Source organism: Tardiphaga sp. vice304 (assembly GCF_007018905.1).
In the GTDB taxonomy this organism is placed as follows: Bacteria; Pseudomonadota; Alphaproteobacteria; order Rhizobiales; family Xanthobacteraceae; genus Tardiphaga.
In genome coordinates, this window is sequence record NZ_CP041402.1 from 945,986 (window position 1) to 962,500 (window position 16,515).

Genomic DNA, 16,515 nt, shown 5'->3' on the forward strand with positions numbered 1-16,515 from the left:
TGGCTTGTCCGTGCTGAGAACCTCCCGAGGAGGCCGGTATCAAGATGGTCACGATCCAATCGGTAAAAGGCCCGGTCAAGGCCGACGAACGCGGGCAGGAGGCGGACCATCCGACCTCGCAGGTCGCGCTGTTCGGCGCCGACCAGCCGCTGCGGCTGGATTGCGGCATCGATCTCGCCCCGTTCCAGATCGCCTACCAGGCCTACGGCACGCTGAATGCCGACAAGTCCAACGCCATTCTGGTCTGCCATGCTTTGACCGGCGATCAGCACGTCTTCAATACCCATCCGGTGACCGGCAAGCCCGGCTGGTGGCAGACCCTGGTCGGCCCCGGCAAGGCGCTCGATACCGACCGCTACTTCATCATCTGCTCCAACGTGCTCGGTGGCTGCATGGGGTCGACCGGCCCCGCCTCGACCAACCCCGCCACCGGCAAGGTGTGGGGGCTGGATTTCCCGGTCATCACCATCCCCGACATGGTGCGCGCGCAGGCGATGCTGATCGATCGGCTCGGTATCGATCAATTGTTCAGCGTGGTCGGCGGCTCGATGGGCGGCATGCAGACGCTGCAATGGACCGCGGCCTATCCTGACCGCGTGTTCTCCGCGCTGGCGGTCGCCTGCAGCACGCGGCATTCGGCGCAGAACATCGCGTTTCACGAACTCGGCCGCCAGGCGGTGATGGCCGATCCCGACTGGCGCGGCGGCCGCTATTTCGAGGAGGGCGTGCATCCGCATCGCGGCCTCGGCGTCGCACGGATGGCCGCGCACATCACTTATCTCTCCGACGCCGCGTTGCATCGCAAGTTCGGCCGCCGCATGCAGGACAGGGATCTGCCGACCTTCTCGTTCGATGCCGATTTCCAGGTCGAGAGCTATCTGCGTTACCAGGGCTCGTCGTTCGTCGAGCGCTTCGACGCCAACTCCTATCTATATCTCACCCGAGCGATGGACTACTTCGACATCGCCGCCGATCATGACGGCGTGCTCGCGGAAGCGTTTCGCGATACCAAGACGCGGTTCTGCCTGATGTCCTTCACATCCGACTGGCTGTTTCCGACCTCGGAATCGCGCAACGTCGTGCATGCGCTGAACGCCGGCGGCGTCCGGGTCTCGTTCGCGGAAATCGAAACCGACAGGGGGCACGACGCCTTCCTGCTCGACGTGCCGGAATTCCTCGAGATCGCCCGTGCCTTCCTGGATTCCGCGGCCTCGGTGCGTGGCCTGGTGGAGAAGTAGCATGTCCGTTCTGCAAGAGGGCCTGCCGCTGCTGACGCCGACGACGAGCAACGAAGTAATCTACCGCGGCGATCACCTGCTGGTTGCCGGCATGATACCGAGCGGCTCGAAAGTGCTCGACGTTGGCTGCGGTGACGGCGATCTGCTGCAACTGCTGGAGACGCGCGGCATCGATGGCCGCGGCATCGAATTGTCGCGCGAGGGCGTCAATCACTGCGTCCGCAAGGGCCTCGCGGTGGTGCAGGGCGACGCCGACACCGACCTCGACAACTATCCCGACGATTCCTTCGACTATGTGATCCTGTCGCAAACCCTGCAGGCCACACGACAGCCGCGCGTGGTGCTGGAAAATCTGCTGCGTATCGGCCGCCGCGCGATCGTCTCGTTTCCGAATTTCGGTTTCTGGAAGATGCGGTTGCAGTTGCTGGTCGGCGGCCACATGCCGCGCACCGAGAACCTGCCGGCGACGTGGTATGACACGCCGAATATCCACTTCTGCACCATCAAGGACTTCGTCCAGCTATGCGACGAGACCAACGTCAAGATGGAGCGCGCCGTGGCGCTCGATCTCAACGGCCGGCCGTTGCGGCTGAACGCGCCGTGGTGGTTCTGGAACATGTTCGGCGAACAGGGCGTCTTCCTGCTCAGCCGCGCGGGCAAGATTCGTTAACGAAAAACCTGCGGATGATACCTTTTGCGGGTTCCCGCTGCATGGCTTCCGGCATTTTGATCGCTTTGCTGCATAGCTTTCACGCCTGAGGCATCAATGTGATCGCGACGTCACGAAATGACCTCGCTTCGTGCCTTGCTCTGGCCACACCAAAATCTGTTCTAGCCATTCCGTTGTCGGCCTCAAAGGGGTCGATGAGTTCGGGGGCGTAACAAGGAATAGGTATGGTTCAGTTCAATGCTTTCTACCGTGCGCTTCGCATTTCTGCGTTGGCGATGTGCTCGGTCCTCATCTTCGCGATCGCTACTCCAGCTTCAGCAAAACCCAAGCACCGCGGGCATCACGCCCATTCACATTCTTACAAGCATCACGCAGCCGGCCATCGTCATCACGGCCGCCGTCACATGCGCATCTCGCGTCGCGAGGCGACGCTGCAGAGCGCGGACAGTGCCGCCGAATCCTTTTCGAACAACAGCAGCTTCGGTTCGTCCAACGTCGTTGCGGAAGCCCGGCGATACATCGGCGGCAATCCGACCGGTCGCGGCCGGTTGTGGTGCGCGCGCTTCATGAACATGGTGCTGCAGCGCTCCGGCCATCAGGGGACCGGCTCGGATATGGCGCGCTCTTTCTCGAGCTACGGCCAGCGCATCTCGGGCCCGCAGGTCGGCGCCATCGCCGTGATGTCGCGCGGCCGTCGCGGCGGCCATGTCGGTGTCGTCAGCGGCATCGATGCGTCAGGCAATCCCATCATCGTGTCGGGCAACCATGGCAACCGCGTCGCGGAGTCGGTGTACTCGCGCGGCCGCATCTACGCCTATGTGATGCCGACGAGCTGAGGCTCGTGTAGCCCGGATGAAGTCGCCGCGCCGCGTCTCGGCGCGGTGACGCAATCCGGGGCCGGCGTTGTGGATCGGCCGGCCCCGGATTGTCATCCGGGCTACAGGAAGGTCGGCGCTTCCACTTCAATTGTATCGCCAGCGGCGACCACGCCGCCGCCGATCACCTCGGCATAGACGCCGAGATCGGCGTGGCCATAGGTCTTCTGCAACGTCGCGGGGATCGTGAGATCGCGCGCCGCGGTGTCGGGATCGACGTTGGTGGCGGCACAGCGCACGATGCGCTTGACGATCTTCAGCCGGGCCCCGCCGATCGACAGCACCTGGTCCATCAGCTCGAATTCATGCCATGCCGGCCAACCCGCGACATGGAGATTGCCGCGAAACCGCAGCGGGTGCACGGACTGCCCGATCTCGCCTTCCAGCGCGGCCACGCTGGCGAGGTTGATGATCGACACCACCTTCCTGGCGACGTCGGAAAAGCTGTGCCCGTCGGCGAACAGGATTTTCGGCGGCCCACGCAGATCGTCGGCAAAGTTCGCAGCGAAGAACTGCTCGATGGCCGTGCGCCCTTCGGCGCTGTCGAGATGGCCGCGCGCCGTCTCCTCGCCATTCTCGCGGATCGTCAGCACATGGCTGGCGTCGTCATAATGGGTGCGCAAGCCGGCCAGCCGCTCGTTGCGCATCAGCATCAGAAACTTCGTCTTGGGAAAATATTGCGGCGCCGCCGGGTCGAACCCGCTCGGCCCGTTCTCGATCGCATAGCGCCGGTCGCCTGGCAGGGGCTGGCCGACCGACAGCGTCACTTCGGAAAGCTGTTCGGGCGTCAGGCCCTTGACGGGGTAGCGATACAGGTTGGCGACGGAGGCGGGATGATTTTCAGGCATCGCCTGATTTAAGCGAATTTCGCCGGGCGCACCAGATTGGCCAAAATTTTCTGCCGCTCTCTTCCGCTCCAGCCAAAGCTGCCCATATTTGCATCAAACCGGGTTTTAGACCGGCGACGACCGTGTCCGGTTGACGACTGTCAATGCGGAGCCGCGGAAACCCAGTGAAGATGCCTCTTTCGTGCCTTCGGGGCGAAAATGGCAGGCCGAGGGACATCGAACCATGAACATCGAAAAATACACCGAACGCGTGCGCGGCTTCATCCAGTCGGCACAATCCCTGGCCGTGCGCGAGGGCCACCAGCAATTCTCGCCGCTGCACATCCTGAAAGTCCTGCTCGACGACAGCGAGGGGCTGGCCGGCGGTCTGATCGACCGCGCCGGCGGCAATTCGCGCTCGATTCTGCAGGCGACCGAGGCCGAACTCGGCAAGATGCCGAAAGTGTCAGGGGCAGGGGCCGGTCAGGTCTATCTGGCACCGGCGACGGCACGCGCGCTGGAAGCCTCCGAACAGGCAGCCGAGAAGGCCGGCGACAGCTTTGTCACGGTGGAGCGGCTGCTGCTCGCGCTCGCGCTCGACAAGGAGTCCGAGGCCGGCAGCCTGCTCGCCAAAGGCGGCGTCACGCCGCAGAACCTCAACGCATCGATCAATGCGCTTCGCAAGGGCCGCACCGCGGACTCCGCGACGGCCGAAAACGCCTATGATGCGCTGAAGAAATATGCCCGCGACCTGACCCAGGCGGCGCGCGACGGCAAGCTCGACCCGGTGATCGGCCGCGACGAGGAGATCCGCCGCACCATCCAGGTCCTGTCCCGCCGCACCAAGAACAATCCCGTGCTGATCGGCGAGCCCGGCGTCGGCAAGACCGCGATCGTCGAGGGTCTGGCGCTGCGCATCCTGAACGGCGACGTGCCGGACAGCATCAAGGACAAGAAGCTGCTGTCGCTCGATCTCGGCGCCCTCATTGCCGGCGCAAAGTATCGCGGCGAATTCGAGGAGCGGCTGAAGGCCGTGCTGCAGGAAGTGACCTCCGCCGAAGGCGGCATCATCCTGTTCATCGACGAGATGCATCAGCTGATCGGCGCCGGCAAGGGCGAGGGCGCGATGGACGCGTCCAACCTCTTGAAACCGGCGCTGGCGCGCGGCGAGCTGCATTGCATCGGCGCCACCACGCTCGACGAATATCGCAAGCATGTGGAAAAGGACGCCGCATTGGCGCGCCGGTTCCAGCCGATCTTCGTCGCCGAGCCGACGGTGGAAGACACCGTGTCGATCCTGCGTGGGTTGAAGGACAAGTACGAGCAGCACCACGGCGTCCGCATCACGGATTCCGCGCTGGTCGCGGCCGTCACGCTATCCAACCGCTACATCACCGACCGCTTCCTGCCCGATAAGGCCATCGACCTGATGGACGAGGCCTCGGCGCGGCTGAAGATGCAGGTCGATTCCAAGCCCGAAGAGCTGGATTCGATGGACCGCGAGATCATCCGGCTCAAGATCGAGCAGGAGGCTTTGCGCAAGGAGACCGACCAGGGCTCGAAGAGCCGGCTGGAGACGCTGTCGAAGGAACTGGCCGAACTCGAGGAGAAGTCGGCCGCGCTGACGCAGCGCTGGTCGGCCGAGAAGAACAAGCTGTCCAACGCCCAGAAGCTGAAGAGCGAGCTGGAAGCGCTGCGGCTGGAACTCGCCGATGCCCAGCGCCGCGGCGAATATCAGCGCGCCGGTGAGCTGGCCTATGGCCGGATTCCGGAGCTGGAAAAGAAGCTGGCGGATACCGAGGCGCAGGAAAACCACGGCGAGATGATGGAAGAGGCGGTCACCGCCAACCACATCGCCGAGGTGGTCTCTCGCTGGACAGGCGTGCCAGTCAACAAGATGCTGGAAGGCGAGAAAGACAAGCTGCTGCGGATGGAGGAGTCGCTGGCCGAACGCGTCGTCGGCCAGGCCGAGGCCGTGCATGCGGTCGCGACCGCGGTGCGCCGTTCGCGCGCCGGGCTGCAGGACCCGAACCGGCCGATGGGTTCGTTCATGTTCTTGGGGCCGACCGGCGTCGGCAAGACCGAACTGACAAAGGCGCTGGCGTCGTATCTGTTCGACGACGATACCGCGATGGTGCGGCTCGACATGTCCGAATATATGGAGAAGCACTCGGTCTCCCGCCTGATCGGCGCGCCTCCGGGCTATGTCGGCTATGACGAGGGCGGCGCACTCACCGAAGCCGTGCGGCGCAGGCCCTATCAGGTCGTGCTGTTCGACGAGATAGAGAAAGCGCATCCCGACGTCTTTAACGTGCTGCTGCAGGTACTCGACGACGGCCGCCTGACCGACGGCCAGGGCCGCACCGTCGACTTCCGCAACACGCTGATCATCATGACCTCGAACCTCGGCTCCGAATTCCTGGTCAATCAGCCGGAAGGCGAGGACACGTCCGAAGTGCGCGATCTTGTCATGGGGCAGGTGCGCGGGCATTTCCGGCCCGAATTCCTAAACCGTGTCGACGAGATCATCCTGTTCCACCGGCTGCAGAAGAGCGAGATGGGCCGCATCGTCGAGATCCAGTTCGCGCGGCTGCAGAGCCTGCTCAAGGACCGCAAGATCGAGCTCGCGCTCGATCCCGCGGCCCGCGACTGGCTGGCTGAAAAGGGCTGGGACCCCGCCTACGGCGCACGTCCCTTGAAGCGGGTGATCCAGCGCCACGTACAGGATCCCTTGGCCGAGATGATTTTGGCCGGCGACGTCAAGGACGGCGACGACGTGGACATCTCGACCGAAGGCGGCGCGCTGACCTTCAACGGCCAGCCGCCTCATACCGCCGACACCGAGCCGTTCGAGCGGCCGGCAAAGCGGATGCTGAACTGAGTGAAACACGGGGCCGCACGCTTGCCGTTGCGGCCCCGTAGCGCATGATCCACAATTTCCGGCGGCGACGGCGCAGCGCAGACGAGGACGATACGTTCATGCGAATTCTGTTGGTAGGAGCGACCGGTCTTGTCGGCGCCACCGTGCTGACGAGACTGCTGGCTGACGACCGGATCGAGGCCGTGATTGCGCCGACGCGACATCCGCTCGCGGCCCATACGAAGCTGGAGAACCCCATCGTCGACTTTGCGCAACTCCCCGTCGACGCCGCATGGTGGACGGTGGATGGCGCGATCTGCACGTTGGGCACGACGCGCGCCAAGGCCGGGTCGGATGCGGCCTTTCGCCAGGTCGATCACGATTTCCCGCTCGCCGTCGCGCGGCTGGTGCGCGAGCACGGGGCGACCCGCTTCGCGCTCAATTCCTCCATGGGGGCGGATGCATCGTCGCGCTTGCTCTATCCACGCACCAAGGGCGAGGTGGAGCGCGACTTGCAGGCGCTGGCATTCCCGTCATTGACGATCGTTCGGCCAGGCCTGATCGGCGGCGAGCGCAATGAATTTCGCGCCGCTGAGCGCATCGCGTCTGTCGTGCTTGGCATGCTCGGGCCGCTGCTGCCGCGACGCTACCGCATCAGCCCCGCGACGGCGATCGCCGATGCTTTGATAGATGGGGCAATTGAGGGAACTCCTGGCATTTACATCGTCGAGGCCGAGCGGCTTTCCGGCGATTAAGCGTCGTCAAGGCGTTGTCGGAGCAACCACCGCTGCCGCTTCTTCCGGCTTTTCCGGCACCGACGTGATCAGTCGATTCGACTTCCAACTCACCAGGATCATCACCGCGCACACCGCGTAGAAGCACGTGCCCAAAGCATAAGTCTTGGCAATGCCGAACTCGATCGACAGCGCCATGCCTAGCGCGGAGGCGAGCATCGAGGTGATGCCGTTGGCGCTCCAGAAGAACGGCAGGAGATCCGCGTGGCGTCGCCAGATGCTGAGGCCAAGCGGGAACATCATGCCCATGCAGAACGCCGGGGGCGCCAGCAGAAAGATGGACACGACGATGCGGATCTCGGTGGTCGCGGACTTGGCGAAGTCGCTGACCCAGGGCGTCAACAGGCCGGCGGCGACCAACGCGGCCAGCAGAGCGACCACGCGCGCGATCACGGCGCCCGGCCGCGGTGGATTGGCGCCGACGGTGACGCTGCCGATGCCGCCGAACAGCAGGATGGTGAATAGTACGACGCCGAGCCCGTAGACAGGGTGGCCGAGGAACACCATCAGCCGCTGCATCTGCGAGATCTCGATCAGCATGAAGCCCATGCCGATCGCGCTGAAATACGCGACCGGCGGCGTCAGCGTCGATAACGGCATCGTCCGGGCGGCGCGCAGGTAGGGCAGCACGATATAGGCCACGCAGGCCAGCAATCCCGCCAGCACCAGCGCCAGCGTGGTCGAGACCGCCGAACTGGCGTGCGCGAATTTGCCGGACGAGAAGGTGTCCAGGCCAAGCCGCGAGGTGTAGAAGAAGAACGGATTATCGTCGGTCGAGGGCGCGACGTTTTCCGGCAGCGAGTCGAAGAACGCTCTGTCGGCCTTTCCGGACAGCATGGTCGTGGTAACGATGTCGAACGCGACGTCCGGCCCGAGCAGGATGGTAAAGCCCTGCGCCGTGAGCCTTTGGCGCGCGCTCTGCCACTCAGCCGCGGTGAAGGCGTCGGGGCGGCTGATGACGTTGACGATGCCGCCGACGTTCAGCGCGATCACATGTCTGGACAGTTCCGCAGCCGGCACGCCCTTGCGCTGCAGCGCCTCCGCTGCGATCGCGACCAGCCGGTAGAACTCGCCGCGGTGGCCGTTCGGCTCGTACCAGCGCGATACCGACAACATGCCGCCGGGGTTCAGCGCGCGATAGAAATCTCCCCACGCCTCCACGGTGTAGAGCCGGTTTTCTGTCAGCGTCAGCCCGCCGGCCGCGGTGGCGGCCCAGGTGTCGATCAGCGAGATCTGCACGAGGTCGTAGCGTTCCGGGGAGTGGTTGATGTAGCTGCGGGCCTCGGCATTGACCAGCGCCACGCCGGGCTGGCGGTCGAGATGGCCGGAAAAATCCGCGAACTTGTCGGTCAGCACCTCGAAGATCGCCGGATTGATCTCGATGCCGCGGATGCTTTTAGCGCCGAAATACAAAGCGGACAGCACGTCGCGTCCGCCGCCGACGCCGACCACGGCGACGGCCTTCGGCGGCTGCACCAGATAGGCGCCGTTGATGACGTCGTCCTGCAGGTAGGAAAGCTTGGCGAGGTCGCCGTCGAACCGCGTAATGACGGTGGCGGCGTCGGCGTCGATGTCGAGGCGCTTCTGCTCGATCTTGCCCTGCGGCGCGCGCGACATGCCCCAACCGGCCGGCGTGCTCTCGCCCTCGCCGGTGACCCGGACGCGGGAATAGGTGTTCCAGCGCTCGAACAGCGTCCCGGTCTGCGCTTCGCCCTTGGCCCAGAACACGCCGAGATGGCTGTGACCGGAGGCAGCCAACCCGGTATGCAGCGCCGCCGCGCCGGCCAGCGCGAGCGCCACGGCACCGCTGAAGCGCCGCGCCCGGGCGTCGCCTTCGGGGCGCGCGACCATCCAGCCGGCGCCCGCGGCGAAGGCGCCGATCCACAGCGTCGCGCTGACCGGATCGATCAGCAACAGCACGAAGATCACGCCGAGGCAGCCAAGCGCGGCGCCGGAAAGATCGGAGGCATAGAGCCAGCCGCCGCCATAGGGCAGGCGGGTCAGCAACAGCGTGATGCAGACGCCGCTTTCGGTGAACGGCATGACGAAGGCGAAGGCGACGACGGCCAGCGCGATCGCCACGGCGTCGGCCGGCACCACCAGCGGGACGCAGAGGAAGGCAATCATGGCGCCGACGCTGCTGATCGCGAAATTTGCGGCGTGGCGGGCGAATTCCACCCCGACGCGCTCCGGTGAATATTTCTCAGGCTGGTCGTAGACCGTCATCGCGCCGCGCGTCAGCCCGAGCATGGCCAGCGAGATCGCCGCGAAGGCAAAGTGATAATACAGCATCACGCTGAAGAAGCGGGTGATCAGGATCTGGTAGGCGAGCGTGGCTGCGGCCAACACGAAAATCGCTACGCCAAAGCGGCTCTGAGCGCGGAGAAGGATTGGCAAGGCATCGCTCCCGGAAGGGCAGGGCGCCGCTTTGCGGCAATCTTTCCAGCCTGCACCAAAGTACCTAACAACCGATTTACCGAGGCGGGTGGTTTGTGCCCTGTTGCCCTACGGTACCATTTATCGTGACAGTCGCCGCCTGGGGGTAAAGATATCGCCCTGCCAAAGGACGTTTCCATGACCGATCTGCCCGCCGCTTCGACCTCCGATGCGGTCCCACCCACCCACGGCGTCAGCTTCAGCGAAGCGTTTCGGGTCTGGATGAAGATCGCGCTGCTCAGCTTCGGCGGCCCGGCGGGGCAGATCGCCGTGATGCATCGCATCCTGGTCGACGAGAAACGCTGGATCTCCGACAGCCGGTTCCTGCACGCGCTGAACTACTGCATGCTGCTGCCTGGCCCGGAGGCGCAGCAGCTCGCTACCTATATCGGCTGGCTGCTGCATCGTACGGCCGGCGGTGTCATGGCTGGCGGGCTGTTCATCCTGCCCGGCGTCATCGCCATCATGGGCCTCAGCTATATCTATGCAGGGTTTGGCCACGTCGGCATCGTCGCGGCGATCTTTTTCGGCCTCAAGGCGGCGGTGCTGGCGATCGTCATCCAGGCCGTGGTGCGCCTCGGCCGGCGCGCGCTGCGCAATGGCGTCATGATTGGCCTCGCAGCCATCGCCTTCGTCGCCATTTTCTTCTTCGATGCGCCGTTTCCAATGATCATCGTCAGCGCCGGCCTGATCGGCTATGTCGGCGCGCGCGCTGGACGTCCGGAATTCGCCGTTGTCGGCCATGGGGTCGTGCCATCGGGGGCGGTGATCGACAGCCTGATGAGCGACGAAGTGCCCGACCACGTCCGGCCAAACCTGTCCCGTGCCTTGAAGGTCAGCGCGGTCTGGCTGTTGCTATGGCTCACGCCGGTGGTCGCGCTGCTGGTGCTCTATGGCGAGGCCAATGTGTTCAGCCAGATCGCATTGTTCTTCAGCAAGATGGCGATGGTGACGTTTGGCGGCGCCTATGCCGTGCTGGCCTATGTGGCGCAGCAGGCGGTCGAGCACTGTCACTGGCTGCAGCCGCGCGAGATGCTGGATGGACTCGGCATGGCCGAGACCACGCCGGGACCCCTGATCATGGTGCTGCAATTCGTGGGCTTCATGGCGGCGTTCCGCGATCCCGGCCAGCTGTCACCGATGCTGGCTGGCACCCTCGGCGGATTGCTGGCGACCTGGGTGACGTTCGCGCCATGCTTCCTATGGATTTTCCTCGGCGCGCCCTTCATCGAATCGATGCGCGGCAACAAGGTGCTGGCCGGCGCGTTGTCGGCGATCACCGCCGCTGTGGTCGGCGTGATTCTGAACCTGTCGATCTGGTTCGCCATCCATACGGTTTTTCGCGAAGCGGTGCCGGTCCGGTCGTTCGGGCTGTCATTCGAGATGCCGGTGTTTTCGAGCGTCGATCCCGCCGCCCTGCTGCTATCGCTGGCCGCGGCAGTTGCCATTTTCCGCTTCCGGATGGGCATGCTCACCGTGCTCGCCGCGTGCTGCGGCGCCGGCGTGCTGCTCTATCTGGCGGGGCTTATCTGAAGCGCGTCGGCGATCAGCGGTTGCTGGTCTGCCGCACCGGTGCGGCAGGAACCGTTCCTGCGGCGTCCGAGACCCGGGCGCCATTGCCGCGCATGTTCATCTGCGCATCGAGCCGGTCGCGCTCTTTCTCGAAGCCGGCCATCAGCGTGCCCTCGAGCGAGCGCCCGCGCGGCAGTTTCACCCGCATCGGATCGACGAAGCGGCCGTTGACCAGGATTTCATAATGCACATGCGCGCCGGTCGAGGCGCCGGTCGAGCCGACGAAGCCGATCACCTGGCCCTGGCGGACCCGCTTGCCGGGCTCCAGACCCTTGGCGAAGGCCGACATATGGCCATAGGCGGTCTCGTAGCCGTTATTGTGCTTGAGCTTGACGAATTTGCCGTAGCCGCCTTCCCAGCCGGCGGTCTCGACCACGCCGTTGCCGGAGGCGAAGATCGGCGTGCCATAGGGCGACGCCCAGTCGACGCCGGTGTGCATTTTGACATAGCCGAGGATGGGATGGCGGCGGCTGCCGAAGCCGGAGCGCATGATGGCGTTGTTGACGGGCTTGCGCACCAGGAACTTCTTCGCGCTCTTGCCGGTCTCGTCATAGTAATCGACGATCGCATCGTCGGGGGTCTGGAAGCGGTAGTATTTCTTGGTCTCGCCGCCGACGGTGAGCGAGGCAAACAGCACCTCGGTCTTCTCGGTAATGGTGGCGCCTTCGTCCTCTCCGGCAAAAAATACGTCGAACGAGTCGCCGGGCTGAACCTTGCGCTGGAAATCGACGTCGTAGGAGTAGATCCGGATCATGTCCTCGATGACGGTGGCCGGCACCTTGTTGCGCATCGCGGTCTCGTAGACGCTCTGGTAGAGCCGCACCCCGGTGCCGTCATCGTCATCGTCGTCATCGGCGGCGGTGGGGGCCTCCGCCACGGTGTTCATGCTGGATACGTCGACAGCGACATATTTGCCAAGGTCCGACAAGGCGGCCACCGCCTCGATGGTGGATTCATTGGCGACGATGACGCGGTAGGGCTGCAGCCGCTGCCCGTAGCCGGAGGGCGCCATCAGGATACGCAGTTTCTGGCCTTCGCGGAGGCCTCCGTCACGACCGCGCGGGCCGAGCGTATAGGCGATGGCCTTGGCGTCTTCCGGTGTCGCGCCTTGGTCGCGCAGAATCGTCAGCACCGTATCGCCCTTCTTGACGATATGGATGCGTTCGCCGATCGGGTTGCCGCCGGTGACCTGGTCCTTGGTCTTCGGCATCTGTGTGACGTTTTCCGGGATCACCCTTGTCTCGAAGCCGGCATAGGGGTCGGCCGTGCTGCCTTCGGTGGCATAGGCCATCTTCATGTCCGGCTGCGCGCCGATATCGCCGGTGGCGCTGGCGAGGGTATAGCGAACGCCGGAATTGCCGCGCCAGTTCGACGCGTCGCGCACCCGCATCAACACTTCATCGATCGCCACAGAGGCGCCGAGCTTGGCCTTTGGCAGCACCTGCGCGAGATCGCGGGTGACGAACGAAACCTCGGCGTCGGGTTCCACCGCCTCCGGGTTGGCGGCCGCATCATCGGGGGTGGCGACTGCGGCGGTGCCGACATCGGTCAGCATGCGCTGCGCATTGAAGGGCGGGATCTTGGCGGAGAGGTCGGAGGTCGCCATCGACAGATTGCCGGATATCCGGATGTAGGGCCGCACCCGCATCACGTCGCGATTGCCGACGCGCGTGACAGTGGAGACCCGCAGCACCTGGCGCGCCGCGCTGGATTCGCTGGGCGGCGGCAGCCGGTCGCTCTTGTGCAGGCTGGCCATCTTGTCATTGCCGCCAAAGGCGCCGCGCAGCGCGCCCTCGGCGCGCTCCGGCAATTTGGCGAATGTCATTTCGCCGTCCAGCGACGCAAAAACGGCGCCGCCGATCAGAGCTGCGCCGCAAAGACCCGTGAGGATCGTGCCGCTGAACCATTGGACGGAGACGCGGCGGCGGTCGATGACGGCGGCTTCCGAGCCATCGACGGATAGCGGCGGCTCGTGGCCGAGGTCGATCACCCCGGTCTCGCGATTGTAGTTGCCGCCGCGTGACGTCCCAGCGCTCAAACCGGCGTCCCCCCAAATTCCATCATCATGCGAAGAGACTTCCCCAGAACTTCGCATCGATGCCCAAACACGTCGCGCCAAAATGCTGGCGCTCACGCCGGACGTCAATGCTGCAAAATCTCACGCTGTATCCCGCCTGCTGCCCGCCGATCTCGCCGGCGAGCGGCCGAAGTGGACCGTCAGGAGAGCGTCCGGCTCGAAACCTTGCTGCAATCCCCAAAAACTTTGCGGGACTGCGAAGTTTTTTCGCCCGACTTGCCGCCAGAACGCCGGAGCAATGTGGCTCTTATACGGCGCATGCCCTGAAAAACCTCAGCTTTTCGGCGTCCGGCAGGGTACCGAAATGCGATGACGTTTTTCTGACGATTGCCGTTGACAGATCCGAGTAGGAGGGCCTATAAACCGGCCACTGAGCGCGGCGGCGCCGGGGCCCACGGGTCCAGGCAAGCTTTCATGCCTCTGGTGCTCCTCATCAAGGTGAGTGACTTAGCAGCCGATAGGTGTCGGTTGATTTGTCGTCCGATGGGAGCCGGTCTTCTTTAAGTAGAAGTGCCTGACGAAATTTCTCCCTTACGGGGAGGGCGATGCTTCGCGCATCGGGTTGTTTGACAAGTTTAGATGAAGAAAGAGAAACGTGGACGGCGGAGTCCTTGCGGGCCTTGATCAGGAAGCATTCGACGCAAGTTGGTGTTTTGGGATTGAGGCCGGACGAAAGACTTCGGCGGTACACGTTTTGATACAAAGGTTACACCATCGTTGTTTGCGCTGTGAAGCGCGGACGGCAGGTTGATCGAGCTTCGGCTTGATTGACCAAGTATGGTGGGACCTCGTCAATACGATGTGATCAGCCGGTTCAAAGTTCAAGTCCAACTTGAGAGTTTGATCCTGGCTCAGAGCGAACGCTGGCGGCAGGCTTAACACATGCAAGTCGAACGGGCATAGCAATATGTCAGTGGCAGACGGGTGAGTAACGCGTGGGAACATACCTCTTGGTTCGGAACAACACAGGGAAACTTGTGCTAATACCGGATAAGCCCTTACGGGGAAAGATTTATCGCCGAGAGATTGGCCCGCGTCTGATTAGCTAGTTGGTGTGGTAAAGGCGCACCAAGGCGACGATCAGTAGCTGGTCTGAGAGGATGATCAGCCACATTGGGACTGAGACACGGCCCAAACTCCTACGGGAGGCAGCAGTGGGGAATATTGGACAATGGGCGCAAGCCTGATCCAGCCATGCCGCGTGAGTGATGAAGGCCTTAGGGTTGTAAAGCTCTTTTGTACGGGAAGATAATGACGGTACCGTAAGAATAAGCCCCGGCTAACTTCGTGCCAGCAGCCGCGGTAATACGAAGGGGGCTAGCGTTGCTCGGAATCACTGGGCGTAAAGGGTGCGTAGGCGGGTTTTTAAGTCAGAGGTGAAATCCTGGAGCTCAACTCCAGAACTGCCTTTGATACTGAAAGTCTTGAGTATGGGAGAGGTGAGTGGAACTGCGAGTGTAGAGGTGAAATTCGTAGATATTCGCAAGAACACCAGTGGCGAAGGCGGCTCACTGGCCCATTACTGACGCTGAGGCACGAAAGCGTGGGGAGCAAACAGGATTAGATACCCTGGTAGTCCACGCCGTAAACGATGAATGCCAGCCGTTAGTGGGTTTACTCACTAGTGGCGCAGCTAACGCTTTAAGCATTCCGCCTGGGGAGTACGGTCGCAAGATTAAAACTCAAAGGAATTGACGGGGGCCCGCACAAGCGGTGGAGCATGTGGTTTAATTCGACGCAACGCGCAGAACCTTACCAGCCCTTGACATGTCTATGATCGGTACCAGAGATGGAACCTTCCCTTCGGGGCATAGAGCACAGGTGCTGCATGGCTGTCGTCAGCTCGTGTCGTGAGATGTTGGGTTAAGTCCCGCAACGAGCGCAACCCCCGTCCTTAGTTGCTACCATTTAGTTGAGCACTCTAGGGAGACTGCCGGTGATAAGCCGCGAGGAAGGTGGGGATGACGTCAAGTCCTCATGGCCCTTACGGGCTGGGCTACACACGTGCTACAATGGCGGTGACAATGGGACGCTAAGGGGCAACCCCTCGCAAATCTCAAAAAGCCGTCTCAGTTCGGATTGGGCTCTGCAACTCGAGCCCATGAAGTTGGAATCGCTAGTAATCGTGGATCAGCATGCCACGGTGAATACGTTCCCGGGCCTTGTACACACCGCCCGTCACACCATGGGAGTTGGTTCTACCTGAAGGCAGTGCGCTAACCGCAAGGGGGCAGCTGACCACGGTAGGGTCAGCGACTGGGGTGAAGTCGTAACAAGGTAGCCGTAGGGGAACCTGCGGCTGGATCACCTCCTTTCTAAGGATGGATCTTCAGTGACTTGTCACTATCGATCCTCTTTTGAAACATCAGTGGCCAACAATCTCGGTTGTTAGGCTGCATAGGCGGGACACCGCCGTCTTCGTTTCTCTTTCTTCGCGGACGAACACACGCTGGGGCGTGCTTGTGACGTTCTCAGCTGATGCCGAAAGGTGTCGATTGGGAATTCCGAGTATATGCCCTTTAGTAGTTAGGGCTTGTAGCTCAGTTGGTTAGAGCGCGCGCTTGATAAGCGTGAGGTCGGAAGTTCAAGTCTTCCCAGGCCCACCACGTTTTGCCTTTGCGCGAGACGAGATGACGTTCAATCGGCTGGTCAGGCTTCGTGTTTTCTGGAACGGGGGCATAGCTCAGCTGGGAGAGCGCGTGCTTTGCAAGCATGAGGTCGTCGGTTCGATCCCGTCTGCCTCCACCAGAAACTTTCTGATGGATGGCAACGAGATTAGCCAGACCAATTCACCTTTCTTCATTGTGTGTTCACGACTAGCGCCATCGGTGCAGCAGTCGTTTGAGGTCCGCGATAACATCACTTCGCTTGTGATATCCTTCGGGATGTCGCTCGCGGGATTTCTGACATCGTAAAGAGGAGATCGATCCGAACAGGATCCACGCAGAGCAATCTGCCTGAGATCATTGTGTAATCTCCAAGATCATGACTACGAACGCTTTGCTTGCATCGCTTCCGTGGCGCATATCTTTTCCAACGAAGCTTGACCGCCTCGTTGCCGGTTCGATCTTACGAAGCAAGCTGGTCTTTCTAATCATATCCGCTGCATGAAGTGCGCTGGGCTTGACCGTCCGGCGTGCGGTTTTGCGTGTGAAGTCTTCGGACT

General features: G+C 62.8%; 9 protein-coding genes, 2 tRNA genes and 1 rRNA gene. 9 read left to right on the top strand and 3 right to left on the bottom strand.

Annotated features, from left to right (window positions below; all coding sequences use genetic code 11):
- Positions 1-44: 44 nt before the first annotated feature.
- The 3 genes from metX to FNL56_RS04530 all read left to right on the top strand — a co-directional run bounded on the left by metX (position 45) and on the right by FNL56_RS04530 (position 2,744).
- The gene (gene metX, locus FNL56_RS04520) at positions 45-1,238 is read left to right on the top strand and encodes a homoserine O-acetyltransferase MetX (RefSeq protein WP_143571791.1); all 1,194 of its coding nucleotides are present in this window, start codon (positions 45-47) and stop codon (positions 1,236-1,238) included.
- Position 1,239: 1 nt separating this feature from the next.
- Entirely contained in the window at positions 1,240-1,908 is a 669-nt protein-coding gene (metW, locus tag FNL56_RS04525; protein WP_143571792.1) for a methionine biosynthesis protein MetW, read from the top strand.
- Between the two features lie 224 nt (positions 1,909-2,132).
- Positions 2,133-2,744, top strand: a complete 612-nt coding sequence (locus FNL56_RS04530; protein WP_143571793.1) for a TIGR02594 family protein — start codon at positions 2,133-2,135, stop codon at positions 2,742-2,744.
- 101 nt (positions 2,745-2,845) lie between these two features.
- Here the strand turns inward: FNL56_RS04530 and FNL56_RS04535 are convergent, their stop codons facing one another.
- On the bottom strand, positions 2,846-3,631 hold the full coding sequence (locus FNL56_RS04535) for an MOSC domain-containing protein (RefSeq protein ID WP_143571794.1): 786 nt from the start codon (positions 3,629-3,631) through the stop codon (positions 2,846-2,848).
- 223 nt (positions 3,632-3,854) lie between these two features.
- On the opposite strand from FNL56_RS04535, the gene clpB reads away from it, so the two are divergent.
- Together clpB and FNL56_RS04545 are read left to right on the top strand one after the other, a co-directional pair.
- Complete coding sequence (gene clpB / locus FNL56_RS04540; RefSeq protein WP_143571795.1) at positions 3,855-6,491, top strand: ATP-dependent chaperone ClpB; 2,637 nt, start codon at positions 3,855-3,857, stop codon at positions 6,489-6,491.
- A 44-nt stretch (positions 6,492-6,535) separates the two neighbouring features.
- On the top strand, positions 6,536-7,225 hold the full coding sequence (locus FNL56_RS04545; RefSeq protein ID WP_246660856.1) for an NAD-dependent dehydratase: 690 nt from the start codon (positions 6,536-6,538) through the stop codon (positions 7,223-7,225).
- A gap of 6 nt (positions 7,226-7,231) precedes the next feature.
- Here FNL56_RS04545 and FNL56_RS04550 read toward each other — a convergent pair whose 3' ends face one another.
- Entirely contained in the window at positions 7,232-9,661 is a 2,430-nt protein-coding gene (locus FNL56_RS04550; RefSeq protein ID WP_246661620.1) for a hypothetical protein, read from the bottom strand.
- Positions 9,662-9,838: 177 nt separating this feature from the next.
- Here FNL56_RS04550 and chrA point away from each other — a divergent pair, with 177 nt between their 5' ends.
- Complete coding sequence (gene chrA / locus FNL56_RS04555) at positions 9,839-11,233, top strand: chromate efflux transporter (protein WP_143571796.1); 1,395 nt, start codon at positions 9,839-9,841, stop codon at positions 11,231-11,233.
- Positions 11,234-11,246: 13 nt separating this feature from the next.
- Here the strand turns inward: chrA and FNL56_RS04560 are convergent, their stop codons facing one another.
- A complete protein-coding gene (locus FNL56_RS04560) occupies positions 11,247-13,367 on the bottom strand; it encodes a M23 family metallopeptidase (protein ID WP_143571797.1) in 2,121 nt (706 codons plus the stop codon).
- Between the two features lie 810 nt (positions 13,368-14,177).
- Here FNL56_RS04560 and FNL56_RS04565 point away from each other — a divergent pair.
- The 3 genes from FNL56_RS04565 to FNL56_RS04575 all read left to right on the top strand — a co-directional run bounded on the left by FNL56_RS04565 (position 14,178) and on the right by FNL56_RS04575 (position 16,097).
- Positions 14,178-15,664 (top strand): 16S ribosomal RNA (locus tag FNL56_RS04565).
- Between the two features lie 214 nt (positions 15,665-15,878).
- Positions 15,879-15,955, top strand: a tRNA-Ile gene (locus FNL56_RS04570).
- A 66-nt stretch (positions 15,956-16,021) separates the two neighbouring features.
- Positions 16,022-16,097: transfer RNA gene (locus FNL56_RS04575), tRNA-Ala, on the top strand.
- Positions 16,098-16,515 lie beyond the last annotated feature (418 nt).